Source organism: Vibrio splendidus (assembly GCF_003345295.1).
GTDB lineage: Bacteria > Pseudomonadota > Gammaproteobacteria > Enterobacterales > Vibrionaceae > Vibrio > Vibrio splendidus_K.
The window spans coordinates 330,741-345,471 of record NZ_CP031055.1 but is presented as its reverse complement, the minus strand read 5'-3'; the positions used below and the strand labels follow the sequence as shown (position 1 = coordinate 345,471).

At 42.8% G+C, this 14,731-nt stretch carries 12 protein-coding genes; 7 read left to right on the top strand and 5 right to left on the bottom strand.

Going from position 1 to position 14,731, the window contains the following annotated elements:
* Window positions 1-75: 75 nt before the first annotated feature.
* Complete coding sequence (locus tag DUN60_RS01435; protein ID WP_004735078.1) at window positions 76-981, bottom strand: hydrogen peroxide-inducible genes activator; 906 nt, start codon at window positions 979-981, stop codon at window positions 76-78.
* Between the two features lie 209 nt (window positions 982-1,190).
* Here DUN60_RS01435 and DUN60_RS01430 point away from each other — a divergent pair, with 209 nt between their 5' ends.
* The 5 genes from DUN60_RS01430 to DUN60_RS01410 all read left to right on the top strand — a co-directional run bounded on the left by DUN60_RS01430 (window position 1,191) and on the right by DUN60_RS01410 (window position 5,292).
* Window positions 1,191-1,799, top strand: a complete 609-nt coding sequence (locus DUN60_RS01430) for a peroxiredoxin C (protein WP_004735077.1) — start codon at window positions 1,191-1,193, stop codon at window positions 1,797-1,799.
* Between the two features lie 319 nt (window positions 1,800-2,118).
* On the top strand, window positions 2,119-2,862 hold the full coding sequence (locus tag DUN60_RS01425) for a copper homeostasis protein CutC (RefSeq protein ID WP_114633010.1): 744 nt from the start codon (window positions 2,119-2,121) through the stop codon (window positions 2,860-2,862).
* 102 nt (window positions 2,863-2,964) lie between these two features.
* Window positions 2,965-3,894 (top strand): LysR family transcriptional regulator, encoded by a 930-nt coding sequence (locus tag DUN60_RS01420; protein ID WP_114633009.1) that lies wholly within the window; start codon window positions 2,965-2,967, stop codon window positions 3,892-3,894.
* 126 nt (window positions 3,895-4,020) lie between these two features.
* Window positions 4,021-4,578, top strand: a complete 558-nt coding sequence (locus DUN60_RS01415) for a porin family protein (RefSeq protein ID WP_054548109.1) — start codon at window positions 4,021-4,023, stop codon at window positions 4,576-4,578.
* Window positions 4,579-4,800: 222 nt separating this feature from the next.
* Entirely contained in the window at window positions 4,801-5,292 is a 492-nt protein-coding gene (locus DUN60_RS01410) for a hypothetical protein (RefSeq protein ID WP_114634294.1), read from the top strand.
* Between the two features lie 9 nt (window positions 5,293-5,301).
* Here DUN60_RS01410 and phoU read toward each other — a convergent pair whose 3' ends face one another.
* The 4 genes from phoU to DUN60_RS01390 form a co-directional block, all read right to left on the bottom strand.
* Window positions 5,302-6,000, bottom strand: coding sequence for a phosphate signaling complex protein PhoU (phoU, locus tag DUN60_RS01405; protein ID WP_004735072.1), 699 nt, complete (start codon window positions 5,998-6,000; stop codon window positions 5,302-5,304).
* A gap of 75 nt (window positions 6,001-6,075) precedes the next feature.
* On the bottom strand, window positions 6,076-6,894 hold the full coding sequence (pstB, locus tag DUN60_RS01400) for a phosphate ABC transporter ATP-binding protein PstB (protein WP_004735071.1): 819 nt from the start codon (window positions 6,892-6,894) through the stop codon (window positions 6,076-6,078).
* Entirely contained in the window at window positions 6,895-8,604 is a 1,710-nt protein-coding gene (pstA, locus tag DUN60_RS01395; protein WP_114633008.1) for a phosphate ABC transporter permease PstA, read from the bottom strand.
* 110 nt (window positions 8,605-8,714) lie between these two features.
* The gene (locus tag DUN60_RS01390; RefSeq protein ID WP_114633007.1) at window positions 8,715-10,931 is read right to left on the bottom strand and encodes an ABC transporter permease subunit; all 2,217 of its coding nucleotides are present in this window, start codon (window positions 10,929-10,931) and stop codon (window positions 8,715-8,717) included.
* A gap of 200 nt (window positions 10,932-11,131) precedes the next feature.
* Between DUN60_RS01390 and ppk1 the strand changes: the two genes are divergently transcribed.
* Together ppk1 and ppx are read left to right on the top strand one after the other, a co-directional pair.
* Window positions 11,132-13,228, top strand: a complete 2,097-nt coding sequence (ppk1, locus tag DUN60_RS01385; RefSeq protein WP_114633006.1) for a polyphosphate kinase 1 — start codon at window positions 11,132-11,134, stop codon at window positions 13,226-13,228.
* Window positions 13,219-14,730: an exopolyphosphatase gene (ppx, locus tag DUN60_RS01380; RefSeq protein ID WP_114633005.1), complete on the top strand. Its 1,512-nt coding sequence runs from the start codon at window positions 13,219-13,221 to the stop codon at window positions 14,728-14,730. Before ppk1 ends, ppx begins: the two co-directional genes overlap by 10 nt.
* Window position 14,731: the final 1 nt, after the last annotated feature.

Here is a 14,731-nt window from a genome sequence, read left to right as displayed (position 1 = left end):
CGTTTTTCTTCTCAAATGAACAGACAAAAAGAGCAGCTAAAATAGCCGCTCTTTTTATTTTGATGTTCTAGTTTTTTACAACAACTCAGACACCACATCCGCTAACTGATGGAATGTCTCTAGACGCGACGAACTTGGTCGCCAGACAAGACCAATGTCTCGGTATGCCTGTTGGCCTGGAGGATCGATCACCACTAGGTTTTGGTTTTCAAGCAAACCGTGGTCGATAGCCATCTGCGGAATAAAGGTGGTTCCTAAACCATTTGCTACCATTTGCACCAATGTGTGCAAGCTCGTTGCCGTGAACGGATTGATCTTCTCTTTATCAGTTAACTTGCACGCTGACACCGCATGTTCGGTTAAACAGTGCTCGTTCTCCAACAAGAATACAGACTCATCTGGCAAATCATCGTATTTAATCGGAACACGAATGCCATCGGCTTGATTACGACTGATCACCATTCTGAACGGGTCTTGTCCGACAACTTTACTCTCCATGTTGTCGATATCGACAGGCAGAGCCAGAATCAACACATCTAACTCACCATGACGTAATGCAGCCAATAAGTTAGTCGTCGTGTCTTCACGTAACAGTAAGTTCAACTGAGGAAAACGATGATTGGCTTCTTGAACCAAATCACACAGAAGAAATGGCGCAATGGTAGGGATACACCCGACTCTTAGCTGCCCTTGCATCGCATCCCCATTACACAAGTTTCCAAGTTCGACAAGATCTTGCCCTTTCGCCAATAGCTCTCGACCGTGCTTAACCACCAGCTCACCCGCTTGAGTGAAAACCAATGGGCTCTTTTTATCTTTCTTCTCATAAAGAGGACAACCAATCAGCTCTTCGAGGTTTTGAATGCCTTTACTTAGCGTAGATTGACTGACGAAACAGCGATCCGCCGCATCGCTAAAGTGACGGGTTTCGTGAAGGGTAACAAGATAGTGAAGCTGCTTAAGACTTGGCCATTTATTCATGAAATTACTTTGTAATATGAGTAGGATAAGTTACGTAAAGGTCAGTAGACCTAAGGACTGGACAAAGATTAAGCTCATCGCTTTTTTCGATTAACTTAATCTATTTAATTCGCTTTTTTCTATAGTACCGATTGTACTATAGTTTGTCCCGTAGAAACGGAGCCCAAACAAAGATGTGTTGGGCCAACTAATTTTTTAGGAGATTCCAAATGGTACTAGTAGGTCGTCAAGCCCCTGACTTTACTGCAGCAGCTGTTCTAGGTAACGGTGAGATCGTTGATAACTTCAACTTCGCAGAATTCACTAAAGGTAAGAAAGCTGTAGTTTTCTTCTACCCACTAGACTTCACTTTCGTTTGTCCTTCAGAGCTAATCGCTTTCGACAACCGTCTAGAAGATTTCCAAGCTAAAGGCGTTGAAGTAATTGGTGTTTCTATCGATTCACAATTCTCTCACAACGCATGGCGTAACACTGCTATCGCTGATGGCGGTATCGGTCAAGTTAAATACCCTCTAATTGCTGACGTTAAGCACGAGATCTGCAAAGCATACGATGTTGAGCACCCAGAAGCAGGCGTTGCTTTCCGTGGTTCTTTCCTAATCGACGCTGACGGCCTTGTACGTCACCAAGTAGTTAACGATCTTCCACTAGGTCGTAACATCGACGAAATGCTACGCATGGTAGATGCACTAAACTTCCACGAGAAGAACGGTGAAGTTTGTCCTGCACAATGGGAAGAAGGCAAAGCAGGTATGGACGCATCACCAACAGGTGTTGCTGCGTTCCTATCTGAGCACGCTGACGACCTAAGCAAGTAATTACCTCTTAAGCCTGAACTCAACTCAGGTTAATGGTTGGAAGACTCTCTATAAAGAGAAATAAAGCATAAGCTAATAGCGCAAAGCGCACCGCCAATCAGTTAAGAAGTAAAGTCCTATTAAAAGCCCGAAGTTAACGCTTCGGGCTTTTTTCATATCTATTCGACGGCTTTTCATTTCCCCTAAGCTCCCTCAGCATCACTTAATTGAGGTAGTTACAAAAACAAACTTTGCCCCTATTTTCCTCTGCTACCACCTATTCATATCCGTATCTAGATTGCTATGATTTCATCAGTATCTTTTTGAACGGATAAACATGATGAACACCGAAATTGAAGTCTGTATCGATAACTTAGAATCTCTACATAACGCACTATCTGGTGGCGCGAATCGAATTGAGCTTTGCTCTTCATTGGCACTTGGCGGGTTAACTCCAAGCTTCGGAATGATGAAGCAAGCCGCAAAAATTTCGTCTGTTCCTGTCTACGCGATGATACGACCAAGACAAGGCGACTTCATTTTCGATGATGACGATATGCTCTGTATGCTTGAAGATATTGAAGCTTGTGCAAGTGCTGGGTTGGATGGAGTCGTACTTGGTGTATTAGCGCCGAACGGAAGTATTGATATGCCAAAAATGCATCAACTGGCTGACAAAGCGCACTCATTGAAGCTTGGAATGACGTTTCATAGAGCCATTGACCAAAGCTCTGATTACCAAACAGCATTAGAACAGGTCATAGCGCTCGGCTGTGAACGAATCCTAACGTCAGGGCTTGCTGCAAATGCAGAGCAAGGAATCCATGTATTAGCAGATATGGTCAAACAAGCCGATGGAAGAATCGACATCATGGCTGGGGCTGGCGTCAACGCAACGAATGCTAAGATGATTCGAAGCAATACCCAAGTGCCTGCACTTCATCTTTCAGGTAAATCGACAAGACCGAGCCTAATGGAAAAGAGCTCTAGTGCTCAAATGGGTAACGATAACGTTGATGATTATCAAATCCCAGTAACTGATGCTAGAAAAATATCCGATATGAGAGCCGTCCTAGCTATTTAAGAGCAATAGCCATTAACAAAAATCTAAGAGAACCTCACTGACTAATCTATCCCGCTAACGTATATTAGGTTTAATAGTGCAGTAAACTTTTCACGGATAGATATGGCTAAAGACTTATTCAGTACTCTTGATTTAAACCTGTTACGAACATTCCTCATCGTTTATCAAGAAAAAAACACCAGAAAGGCTGCGGAGCGTTTATTCGTTTCTCAGCCTGCGGTTAGCCAAGCCCTACAAAAGCTAAGACACCACTTCAACGATGATCTCTTCGTAAAGGTTCATGGTGGACTGCAACCAACCTCATTCAGTGAGCAACTCGTCAATGAAATAACACCACACTTTGATGGCTTGATGACGGCGGTGAATGCATCTAATCGATTTAACCCAAGTGAAATCGACTACCCCTTAAAGATAGCGTTATCACCTGTGGTACTCGCGTGTTTATCCGGCACCTTGTATAAAGAGCTTATGAGGCAAGCGCCAAACTCGAAACTCGAGCTAGTAAGCTGGTCTACTTCATCTTGTGAAGATATACAGAAAGGAGAGGTTCTGCTAGGCGTTGCTTACGAGCTACCTTTTACATCAAAAGAGATCTATGTAAAAAAACTGGTTGAGATTACAGGCCGATTATTTGTAAGAAAAGATCACCCAATTAAACAAGCTTCAGTCAGTCCCGAAGAATTAGCAGGTTATGAAATAGCATCAATGATATCTCCTGGTTGGAACGACAATTTTAGCCATGCAGCCAACATATTAGAGTCACGTTCAATTCCACACAGTATTGGCTTTCGTTCCGAGATTTTGATGGCAATCATCGATGTCGTAGCGAACTCCGATATGTACATGCCACATTCCAACCTATTCCCCATAGATAACTACCCAACGCTACGAGCTATAGATGTAGATCTTGATACTAAACATAAGAATGTCAGCGTTTACAGTCATATACACACTAAAAACCGTAATAACCCTCTCATATCCTGGCTTTTCGATGTAATCAAAGATGCGCTACTACAACAGATTAATAAGTAATGCTTATTACAGATATACGAGAACCTATTTAGCTTAAAAATATAACACTGTTTAATATTCACTCCATCGACAGGGAGTCAATCAAATATAAGGATGCAATAATTAAACATTAAGAGCGTTATTTACATGAAATTACTAACTACAGCACTAACCGTTATCGCAATCGTTTCTGCTTCATCAGCTTATGCTCAGAAAGACTATTCTGGACATCGTATTGGTTTCGGTATTGTTTCTAGTGAAGTCGATCATCTAGATTCAAATTTCTCTCGAAGCGATTTAGGTAATGGGTTAAAGCTCGAATATGGTTATGACATTAACCGAATCTTTGGTGTGAATATCTCATCAGATACGAGTAAAGAAGATGAAAAATTTGAAGGCTATGGATATGAGACTAAAGTTTCAACCTTCAAAATAGACACAGACATCGGCTATGCATTCTTCCTCAATGACTTTGATATAAAACCATACGGTGCCATTGGTCTTGCTCGTGTAGAGGAAAAGATCACGTTAAATACGCCTGACGGTAGTGCAAGTATCAAAGACAACAATACTTCCCTATTGCTAGGCACCGGAGTTAGAGCAAATTTTGATTTCGGTCTTTATACCGACCTACGCTTCAACTTCATCATGATGGATGACTATGACATCGATCAGTTATCTTTCACTGTCGGATACAAGTTCTAAGAATAGCTTTCCATCAATTAAACACTTTGTTCACAATCTGTTTGGGTTGTGAGCAAAGTAATCATGCGTACCAATAAGTAGGCATTATCACCGATATAACCAATACGAATTAGCCTACTCTTTCTAAAATATTACAATATGAGTGTTATTCAATTGCTTCACTGGTTTTACACATGGAGCGACCTAATGCTAAGGAGAGCAAACAATTACTTCGGTGGTACCATGAAATTTAAAACACTTCTTTTAGCTTCTGCTTTATTCTCAACCTCTGCATTTTCAAATGGTCTTCATTTATCCCCAGAACTAAAGATTGGTTCTTATCATGGTTTTGGAATGCAAGCAGGTATTACTGATGTGGCAAATCTAGGCGCAGTTTACCTGAGCTATTCTCACCTATGGTATGACAGCGATCGATATGATGAAACGGTTGATGCGTATCGCGTTGGTATCCAGAACATGTTTGGAAGAAACCAAAACCACGGCTTTCAGGCGGAGATTGGTGTAGCGAGTTATGACGGTACAAAAACGCGCTCAGGCGAAGTTGAAGAGAAGACTGCACATGGTTTAAGCCTAGGCGGTGCCTACGTGTACCAAGCGACACCAATGCTTGGGCTACGTGCTGGTGTTGATATGAATATTTTTGATCACAATAAGACCTTCGTGCCTTACGACACAACAATCAACCTTAACCTTGGTGCAATTATTCGATTCTAAAGTTAATACCTACTTCAGTGCGTCATCTAAGCTTTGATCACCAAGGTGGCGTACATCTTTACCCTTCACAAAATAAATAATGTATTCACAGATATTTTGACAACGATCTCCCACTCGCTCAATCGCACGGGCTGACCACATTACTTGTAGAATATTGGGGATGTTCTTAGGATCTTCCATCATATACGTCATCAACTGACGAATCACAGCTTCATATTCCGCATCCAGCTTATCGTCAAGTTTATGTACTTCTGCCGCCGCATCGACATCCATACGAGCAAAAGCATCTAATACTTGATGCAACATAGTAATTGCCTGACGACACAATGGCTCTAACGAGACGTGAAACTTTTGCTCTTTCGTAGAAGGGATCTCAATCGCACCCTGTGCGATTTTAGAAGCAACATCGCCAATACGTTCTAGATCAGTAATGGTTTTGATGATCGCCATAATCAAACGCAGATCTTTGGCAGTCGGCTGACGCTTCGCGATAATACGAGTACATGCTTCATCGATCGAAACTTCCATCGCATTCACTTTATGGTCGTCACGAATTACTTTTTTGGCCAGTTCCGCGTCATCTTTATGAAGCGCTTGCATCGCAAATGACAACTGCTGCTCTACCAATCCACCCATAGTTAATACGTGTGTACGGATAGATTCTAATTCGACATTAAACTGTCCTGAGATGTGGCGACCAAAATGCATGTCAGCTCCTTAAAAGAAATGAATAAAGTCGTTTATTTCAGAGTGACTTAGCTCTAGATAGCGCGAACTTAAACGTTAGCCGTACCTACCTGTAATGTAGTCTTCCGTTTGATTTTTCAATGGCGAAGTAAATATAGAATCAGTATCTGAGTACTCGATCAACTTACCCATATGGATAAAAGCGGTGTGGTCACTCACGCGAGCTGCCTGCTGCATGTTATGAGTAACAATAACAACGGTGTATTGAGTCTTAAGTTCGTTGATCAACTCTTCAATCGTCAATGTCGAAATCGGATCGAGTGCCGATGTTGGCTCATCCAATAACAACACTTCAGGTTCGATGGCAACCGCACGAGCGATAACCAAACGCTGCTGTTGACCACCCGATAAACCAAAAGCGTTTTCATGCAAACGGTCTTTCACTTCATCCCACAACGCCGCGGCGCGCAGAGAGCGTTCAACTGCATCATCAAGATCTCGGCTGTTGCTCACACCTTGCAACCTCAATCCATAAACCACATTCTCATAGATAGATTTAGGGAAAGGGTTTGGACGTTGAAACACCATGCCGACACGACGTCGTAAAGTCGCGACATCCACCTTAGGGTGATAGACGTTCTTGCCATGAAGCTTCACTTTTCCTGAAACCTTACAGCCTTCAACAAGATCGTTCATGCGATTAATGCAGCGCAAAAGAGTCGACTTACCACAGCCAGAAGGGCCGATAAAAGCCGTCACCTGCCCCTTAGGGATCTGCATTGAAATATCATCGAGTGCTTGGCTCTCTTTATAATAAAGATTCAGCCCTTCAATCGAGATAGCAATTTGCTCATCCTTCAGGTTGTGAACATCAAGTGGTGCTTGGTAACCCAAGGTTTCATTAATCGAGAACATTTAATCTTGTCCTAAGGTTCGGTATTTTTCACGCAAGTTATTACGAATATTGATGGCTGTTAAATTCAGTCCAACGATAACCGTAACCAATAAAAATGAAGTCGCATACACTAAAGGGCGCGCCGCTTCGATATTAGATGTTTGAAAACCAACATCGTAGATATGGAAGCCTAAATGCATGAACTTTCTCTCTAAGTGTAGATATGGGAACTGACCATCTACAGGCAAGCTTGATGCTAGCTTCACAACACCCACCAGCATTAATGGAGCCACTTCCCCCGCAGCTCTCGCGATTGCCAATATCAACCCCGTGATAATCGCAGGGCTTGCCATTGGTAAAACAATGCGCCACAGCGTCTCAAATTGAGTAGCGCCAAGCGCCAATGAACCATGTCTCACCGAGCTAGGGATACGCGTTAAGCCCTCTTCCGTTGTTACAATAACAACGGGTAATGTTAATACCGCTAAGGTTAATGCGGACCATAACAGGCCTGGAGTACCAAATGTCGGAGCTGGCAATCGCTCTGCATAAAACAAAGAATCGATAGAACCACCGATGGTATACACAAAGAAACCTAAGCCGAATACGCCATACACAATCGACGGTACACCCGCTAAGTTAATTACAGCAATACGGATCAAACGTGTCAGTGCGTTGTTTTTTGCATATTCATGGAGATAAATAGCAGCAACGACACCAAGTGGCATCACTACGATCGACATGAGAATAACCAGCAACACAGTGCCGAAGATCGCAGGAAACACCCCACCTTCAGAGTTTGAGTCTCGTGGGTTCTCTGATAAGAACTTCCAAACTTGTTTGCCCCAATGCCCAACCTTTTCAAGATAAGACATATTATTCGGGTACCAATAATCCAAGATATGACTGAGCGAAATTTCAACCTGCTCTCCTGTCATATCTTCCACCAACAAGCTTTCGACATTAAGCTGTGTTCTAAGATGCTCAAGCTTTACTTCTGCTTCCGCTAACTGGCGATTTAGTTCCAGTTTAGTTTGAGTATAGGTTTTAAGATATTCGTCGCTCACTGACTCATTGAGTTCAAGCTTACGTTTTTCTAAGCGCAGATTTTCCAATTGCCAACTGATATTGCGTATTTCTTGGTTCACAACACGTGACGTTTCTTCTCTTAGCGTGTCTGCAAACGCCAAGCCATCCTCAAGTTTCTGGTCGATATTGGTTTGATAAGAACCCGAAGCCGTTTTAAAACCCACCGGTTTACCAAAGAAATAACCACCTCGACTTCGTTCAATCACAATCCAATCAAGCGGCGTTGTTGGTTCACGTAAGTTAACATCCAGAATGGAAACAAAGTCCGCTGGGTACAGTTCTCTGTTGGCGACTTTGATACTTAAGCGTTGGATTAGCCCGGTCGACAGGTTTTGAGGTGACAAGAGGTCGTGGGCTTGAGGCACTTGCTCTATCGGGATGTATTTACGTTCATATAACTGACCAATCAATACATCTTGCTTTGATACCGTTTCGTCAAGATCGACTACTAACGATAAGTCTTTGGAGTCGACTTGCCATTGATACAAAGGAGCTGGCCAAAAATAGGTTAAGCCCTTCCAGCCAATCAACAGCATTAGGCCAAGAACAGAGAGCATACTGATGCTCACCGCACCGCCCGTAAGCCAAATCCACGGAGAGCCTGATTTAACCCAAGACAATAATGACTTCAGTTTATTCATCATGAACGACCTTGCTCTGACGTACTGAACCCAAGAAAAAGCCAAGTTTGTGAGATACGCTAATCAAACAGCTAAGAGCCATTGATAGAGGTTGAGGTGAACCTTTAAAACTACAGCGCACGATATTTATCTCTCAGTCTTTGTCTAACCCACTCTGCGACTGAGTTCACCGCGAACGTGAAAATGAACAGCAAGAGTGCAGCTAAGAACAACAAACGGAAGTGAGAACCACCTACCTCGGATTCTGGTAGTTCGACAGCAATCGTTGCGGATAGCGTCCTCATCCCTTCCAAAATATTCCAATCGAGAATTGGTGTATTACCTGTAGCCATCAAGACAATCATGGTTTCGCCAACCGCTCTCCCTAGTCCCATCATGATCGCTGAAAAGATACCTGGGCTAGCCGTCAATAACACCACATAAATTAGGGTCTGCCACGCCGTCGCCCCCAACGCCAGTGAGCCATCGGATAAATGTTTTGGCACAGAGAAAATAGCGTCTTCTGCAATCGTGAAAATGGTAGGGATGACAGCGAAGCCCATAGCGAAACCAACCACCAACGCATTACGTTGATCAAAGTCGATGCCATAGCTAGCTAAGAAGGTGCGAATATCACCATCAAACAACAAGGCTTCAATGCTGTTTCCACCAGCAAATACAGCGACCACGGTAATCATCAATACCGGAATCAATATCAAGGCGTGCCAACCATTAGCGAAGCGACTCGTCATCACCTTCGGCAAACAGTACCAAACAAGTCCAGTCAACAATGTACTTAACGGTAATAACACCATTAATGAGAAGACTGCCGTTAAATGCGTTTCGACAATTGGAGCAAACCAAAGCCCAGCCAAGAACCCTATGATAACGGTTGGAAGAGCTTCCATCAGTTCTATCGACGGCTTCACGACTCTTCGCATTCGTGGAGACATGAAGTATGCGGTGTAAATGGCCCCGAGCACAGCAACCGGCACGGCAAACATCATCGCAAACAGAGCGGCTTTGATAGTACCGAATGTGATAGGTACTAAACTGAATTTTTCTTCAAAGTCATCGTTCGCCGACGTTGATTGCCAAACGTATTGCGGCTCTGGGTAGCTTTCGTACCAGACTTTTTGCCAAAGCGATGAGAATGATATTTGCGGGTATTCATTATCGACCTTAGCCACACTGATGGCGCCATCAATCAACGTAGCCAGATGCAGTTCGTTGGCAGACATAGCCGCTAATTGTGGTGACTTATCAAATGCGCGCTCGAACAGCGACAGCTTTTCACTGGTCGTATAGTGGCTTTGTAATGTGCCGTTCTTATAGAAACTATAAAAACCCTTTCTATAAGTATCGGGCAGAATAAATTGCACTTGTTCAGCAAGTTGGAAGTCTCGAATATGGGTCAAGCTACGCTTTTCATCTTTGAGTACATCAAACCACTGAGAAACCTGTCCGTCCTCATGCGTAACCAACAGTGAATAAGCCCCAGACAGTAAATCGATACTTTTCACCGAGTGCTTCGCATCGTTCAAGCTAAGATCAATCACTTCACGAACATTGAAGCCGCTATCGGATAGCTTCAATACCACTAAATCAGATTGTGCTCGAAGATATAAGGTTTGGCCATCAGGTGTGACTAACAACTGTTGCTGTAAACCCAACTTATCCGACAGCCATTGACTCTTCTGAAAAACATACTGACCAGTAAGGTCACTCTGGTACCACTTAACCAAAACTCGTTGATCGCTTAGCTGAGCGGCAACCGTGATACCACGTCCATTCTTAGAGAACGCGAATTTTTCGATTGTTGCTCCGTTTGATGATTCATCATTTAAAAATGGTTCAGGGAGATCGATTTGCTCAATTTTAGGTTCGGCTTCACTGCCCTTTTGCAGCACAGGCGCACTATACTCAGGGTAGAAAAAGGTAAGGTTGCTTGCGCTATCGGCAAAGGCAAACCAGTTTTCAGATGGGGTATTTCGAGAAAAAGCGATGGGGTTAGCTAAAACATTACGCTCAAAGTAAGAATGTGTATTTTGAGACTCTAAATCCCAAAACTGAACCAAACCAGATTTTTCGATAGTAAACGCATGCTGACCGTATTCATCTACAGATAAGGCGATAGGCTTTTCTACGGCAACAGTCTTTACGGCTTGGTCTGTCTCTAAACCAGTATCAGAAAACACCGGTAAAATGACCATCGCTAAGTAAACAAAGATCAGCACCAGAGCCGCTAAAACACTGACTGCACCACATGTCACCGAAAAACGGACGAGACGATCTTTCAACCATCTTTTTTTGTCGCGCTCTTTCAATGAAAATTGGGCTGAAGCCATCTGTTTATCTACCTTTTTTTAGCTACTGACATAATATGTACGTTAGATGACAATTATATTACAAGTTACGTTAAACAACTGAAACTAATAACAAGTTTGTTGACCATATTTCTTAAAGTAAGATCATAGATTTTGTGAATTTTGTCATTCTAAATTAAAGTAATCAGCTCTATAGCCAGCACTCAAGGATTATCATCTCGATGGAAAAAGACCATGTCACAAAAGAACTTAGCTGGTTATCCTTCAATGAAAGAGTACTCCAAGAAGCGGCCGACAAGTCAGTTCCCTTAATCGAAAGAGTTCGTTTTTTAGGTATTTACTCGAAAAACCTCGATGAGTTTTACAAAGTCCGATTTGCTGATGTGAAACGAAAGATCTTACTTCAAGATCCTCAATTACCTGCCAACTCACAGAAAACCCTACTAACTCAAATGCAGAGCAAAGCAAGAAAGCTCGATGCTCGATTCCATGAACTGTATAGCGACTTACTATTGGAGCTGGCACGCAATCGTATTTTTCTAGTTAACGAACAACAAATTAGCGAAGAACAGAGTGAGTGGATCAAAAAGTACTTTAAGAAAAAAGTGCTGCCACATTTAACTCCGTTTCTCTTGAACGAAGATAGCCAGTTGCTCAATATTATGAAAGACGAGCAAAGTTACTTAGCCATCGACATTGAGCACGAGACATCTTCTCAATATGTCTTACTCGAAATCCCATCAGAAGCTCTCCCTCGATTTGTTAAGTTACCAGACATTTCGGGTTCACAGCGTACGACTTTGATCTTATTAGATAATATAGTTCGATTTTGTTTAGATGACTTGCTTAAAGGATTCTTTGAGTATGACTCCGTGCGTTGCTTTGCTATAAAAATGACGCGTGATGCCGATTATGACCTTCAAGAGAGCAATGAAAATAGTCTACTAGAATCTATGTCGTTGGGTTTAGAACAGCGCTTGACGGCACTACCGATACGCCTTATCTATGAGTCAGAAATGCCTGCTGAAATGCTCCACTTCTTACAAGTCAGACTTAAGCTGTCTGACTATGACAGTGTCATTGCGGGTGGACGCTATCATAACTTCAAACATTTCTCTGAGTTCCCAAGCCTTAATCGACGTGATTTAGTTAATCGTCCACTACCCGCAATTAAGTGCGCGCATTTCAGCCACTACCCAAACTATTTCGAAGCGATCAAAGCTCGTGACATCTTGCTGCATTACCCTTATCACACCTTTAATCACATCACTGAACTCGTGAGGCAAGCTTCCTTTGACCCGAAGGTAACCTCTATAAAAATAAACGTTTACCGTGTTGCAGAAGGCTCAAAACTCCTTAGTTCGATCATCGATGCAGCACACAATGGTAAGAAAATAACTGTCGTCGTTGAGCTGCAAGCTCGCTTTGATGAACAAGCCAATATTCAATGGACCAAGAAACTTCAAGAAGCCGGTATAAAAGTCATCCATGGCATCCCAAGTTTGAAAATTCACTCTAAGCTGCTGCTCATTAAACGGAAAGAAGGCAAACATACGGCGCATTACGCTCATATTGGCACCGGTAACTTTCATGAAGTAACAGCGCGCGTGTATACCGACTTTTCTCTGCTCACTGCGAATGAAGATTTGACCCAAGAGGTGAGACAAGTCTTTAAGTATATTGAAAACCCTTATCAAAAATCACAGTTCAAACAACTGATTGTGTCACCAAAGAATACAAGAAAACGCCTGTATCAGTTGATAGATAATGAAATACAAGACGCGATAGAGAACAAGCCTGCAAGTATCACTCTAAAACTCAACAATTTGGTCGACCGAGAGATCATTGAGAAGCTCTATCAGGCCAGCCAAGCCAATGTAAAAGTGAGAATGGTCATTCGTGGTATGTGCTCTCTCGTACCAGGAGTCCCCAACATCAGTGAGCAGATTGAGATTATTAGTGTGGTCGATCGTTTTCTCGAACACCCAAGAGTGATGATCTTTGGTAACGCTGGAAATCCAAAAGTCTATATCTCCTCTGCCGACTGGATGACACGAAACTTTGATCATCGCATCGAAGTTGCAGCCCCAATTTTAGATCCAAAGATCAAGCAAACCATTATCGATATCACCGAGTTTCATTTCGATGACAGCAACAAAGCCCGAGTGCTAGAGCAATCGATGAGCAACCCTTACATACAACCACCAGCAAACCCACTTGATTACCCGACGTCACAACTCTCCACTTACCACTATATTAAACGTATGGAGAAACTTGCTCGCAAGAAGTACAAACAAGAGAAGAAGTCATGCCGCTAATTGATAACAAACATTCTCGATGTATTGCCGCTATCGATTTAGGTTCGAACAGCTTTCATATGGTGGTTGCCCGAGTATTCGAACAACACCTGCAATTAGTCAGCAGACATAAACAGAAAGTGAGGTTAGGCGATGGGTTGGATGAGCGTAACTTCTTATCCGAAAGTGCTATCGAACGGGGATTGGAGTGCCTCAAGGTATTCGCAGAACGACTAGCGGATTTTGAACTTGATGATGTCAGAGTCGTCGCGACTCATACCCTAAGAAAGGCTAAAAATACCAAAGACTTCTTAGAGCAAGCTAAACCATTGTTTCCTTTTCCAATAGAGATCATCTCAGGTCAAGAAGAAGCTCGAATTATCTATAACGGCGTAGAGCACACTCAAGCCGCTTCCGAATCCAAATTAGTTATTGATATCGGTGGCGGGAGTACCGAAATCGTCGCAGGGCAAGGCTTTACACCCCAAATAATGCGTAGCTTACCGATGGGATGCGTCAGTTTTACTCAGCGCTTCTTTGCCGATGGAGGGCTGACATCACAGCACTTCTCCGATGCTTATATCTCTGCTACTCGCCTGTTGATGCCATTAATTGAAGAATACAAACAAATCTCTTGGGAAGTTGCCTTTGGCTCATCAGGGACGGCTAAATCAATAAAAGAGGTACTCATTGGCTTAGGGTTCACCGATGGTCTCATTACGCCGCAACGCCTATCCTATTTGAGGAACCACTTATGTGAATCTCCATCATCTAAGGGATTAGACCTTTCAGGTTTAAGTGATGAAAGAAAGCCGGTGTTTGCCGCTGGCGTCACCATTCTTTCAGCAGTTATGGATATGCTCAACATCAATGAATTGCATTTCTCCGATAGTGCCTTAAGAGAAGGGGTTCTTTATGACATGGAAGATCGGTTTAAAGATATTGATGTTCGAACAAGAACCGCCGAAACGCTTGTCTCTCGATACCATGTTGACATAGTTCATGGCCAGAAAGTCAAAGCACTCGCCCTTTCATTACTGAAACAAGCGCAACCTCAGGTGAGTACTGCGGTAAATAATGAACTTTATGATCTAATTGGATGGGCTGCATTGCTTCATGAAGTTGGACAAAGCATCGCATTCCAAGGTTATCACCGTCATTCAGCTTATCTTCTTAAACATACGACTATGCCCGGTTTCAATACTGAGCAGCAGCGTCTGATCTCAACATTAGTTCGCTATCAAAGAAAAGCGATTAAGCTTAGTTACTTACCGGATCTCACGCTATTCAATACAGGGCAGGTAGCGTTGTTAATTCGAATACTGAGGATAGCAATCCTGCTCAATCGACAGCGAAGCCAATCGCCAATACCCAATGTAAAATTAACCATTGAGCAAGATGAGAATTGGTGTTTAGAAGGAGATACCATCGACTGGTTAGCTGAAAATCAACTGCTTGATTATGAACTCAAAGAAGAACAACGACGCTGGCAAGATGCTGGATGGTCGTTGAAGCTTGAATGAT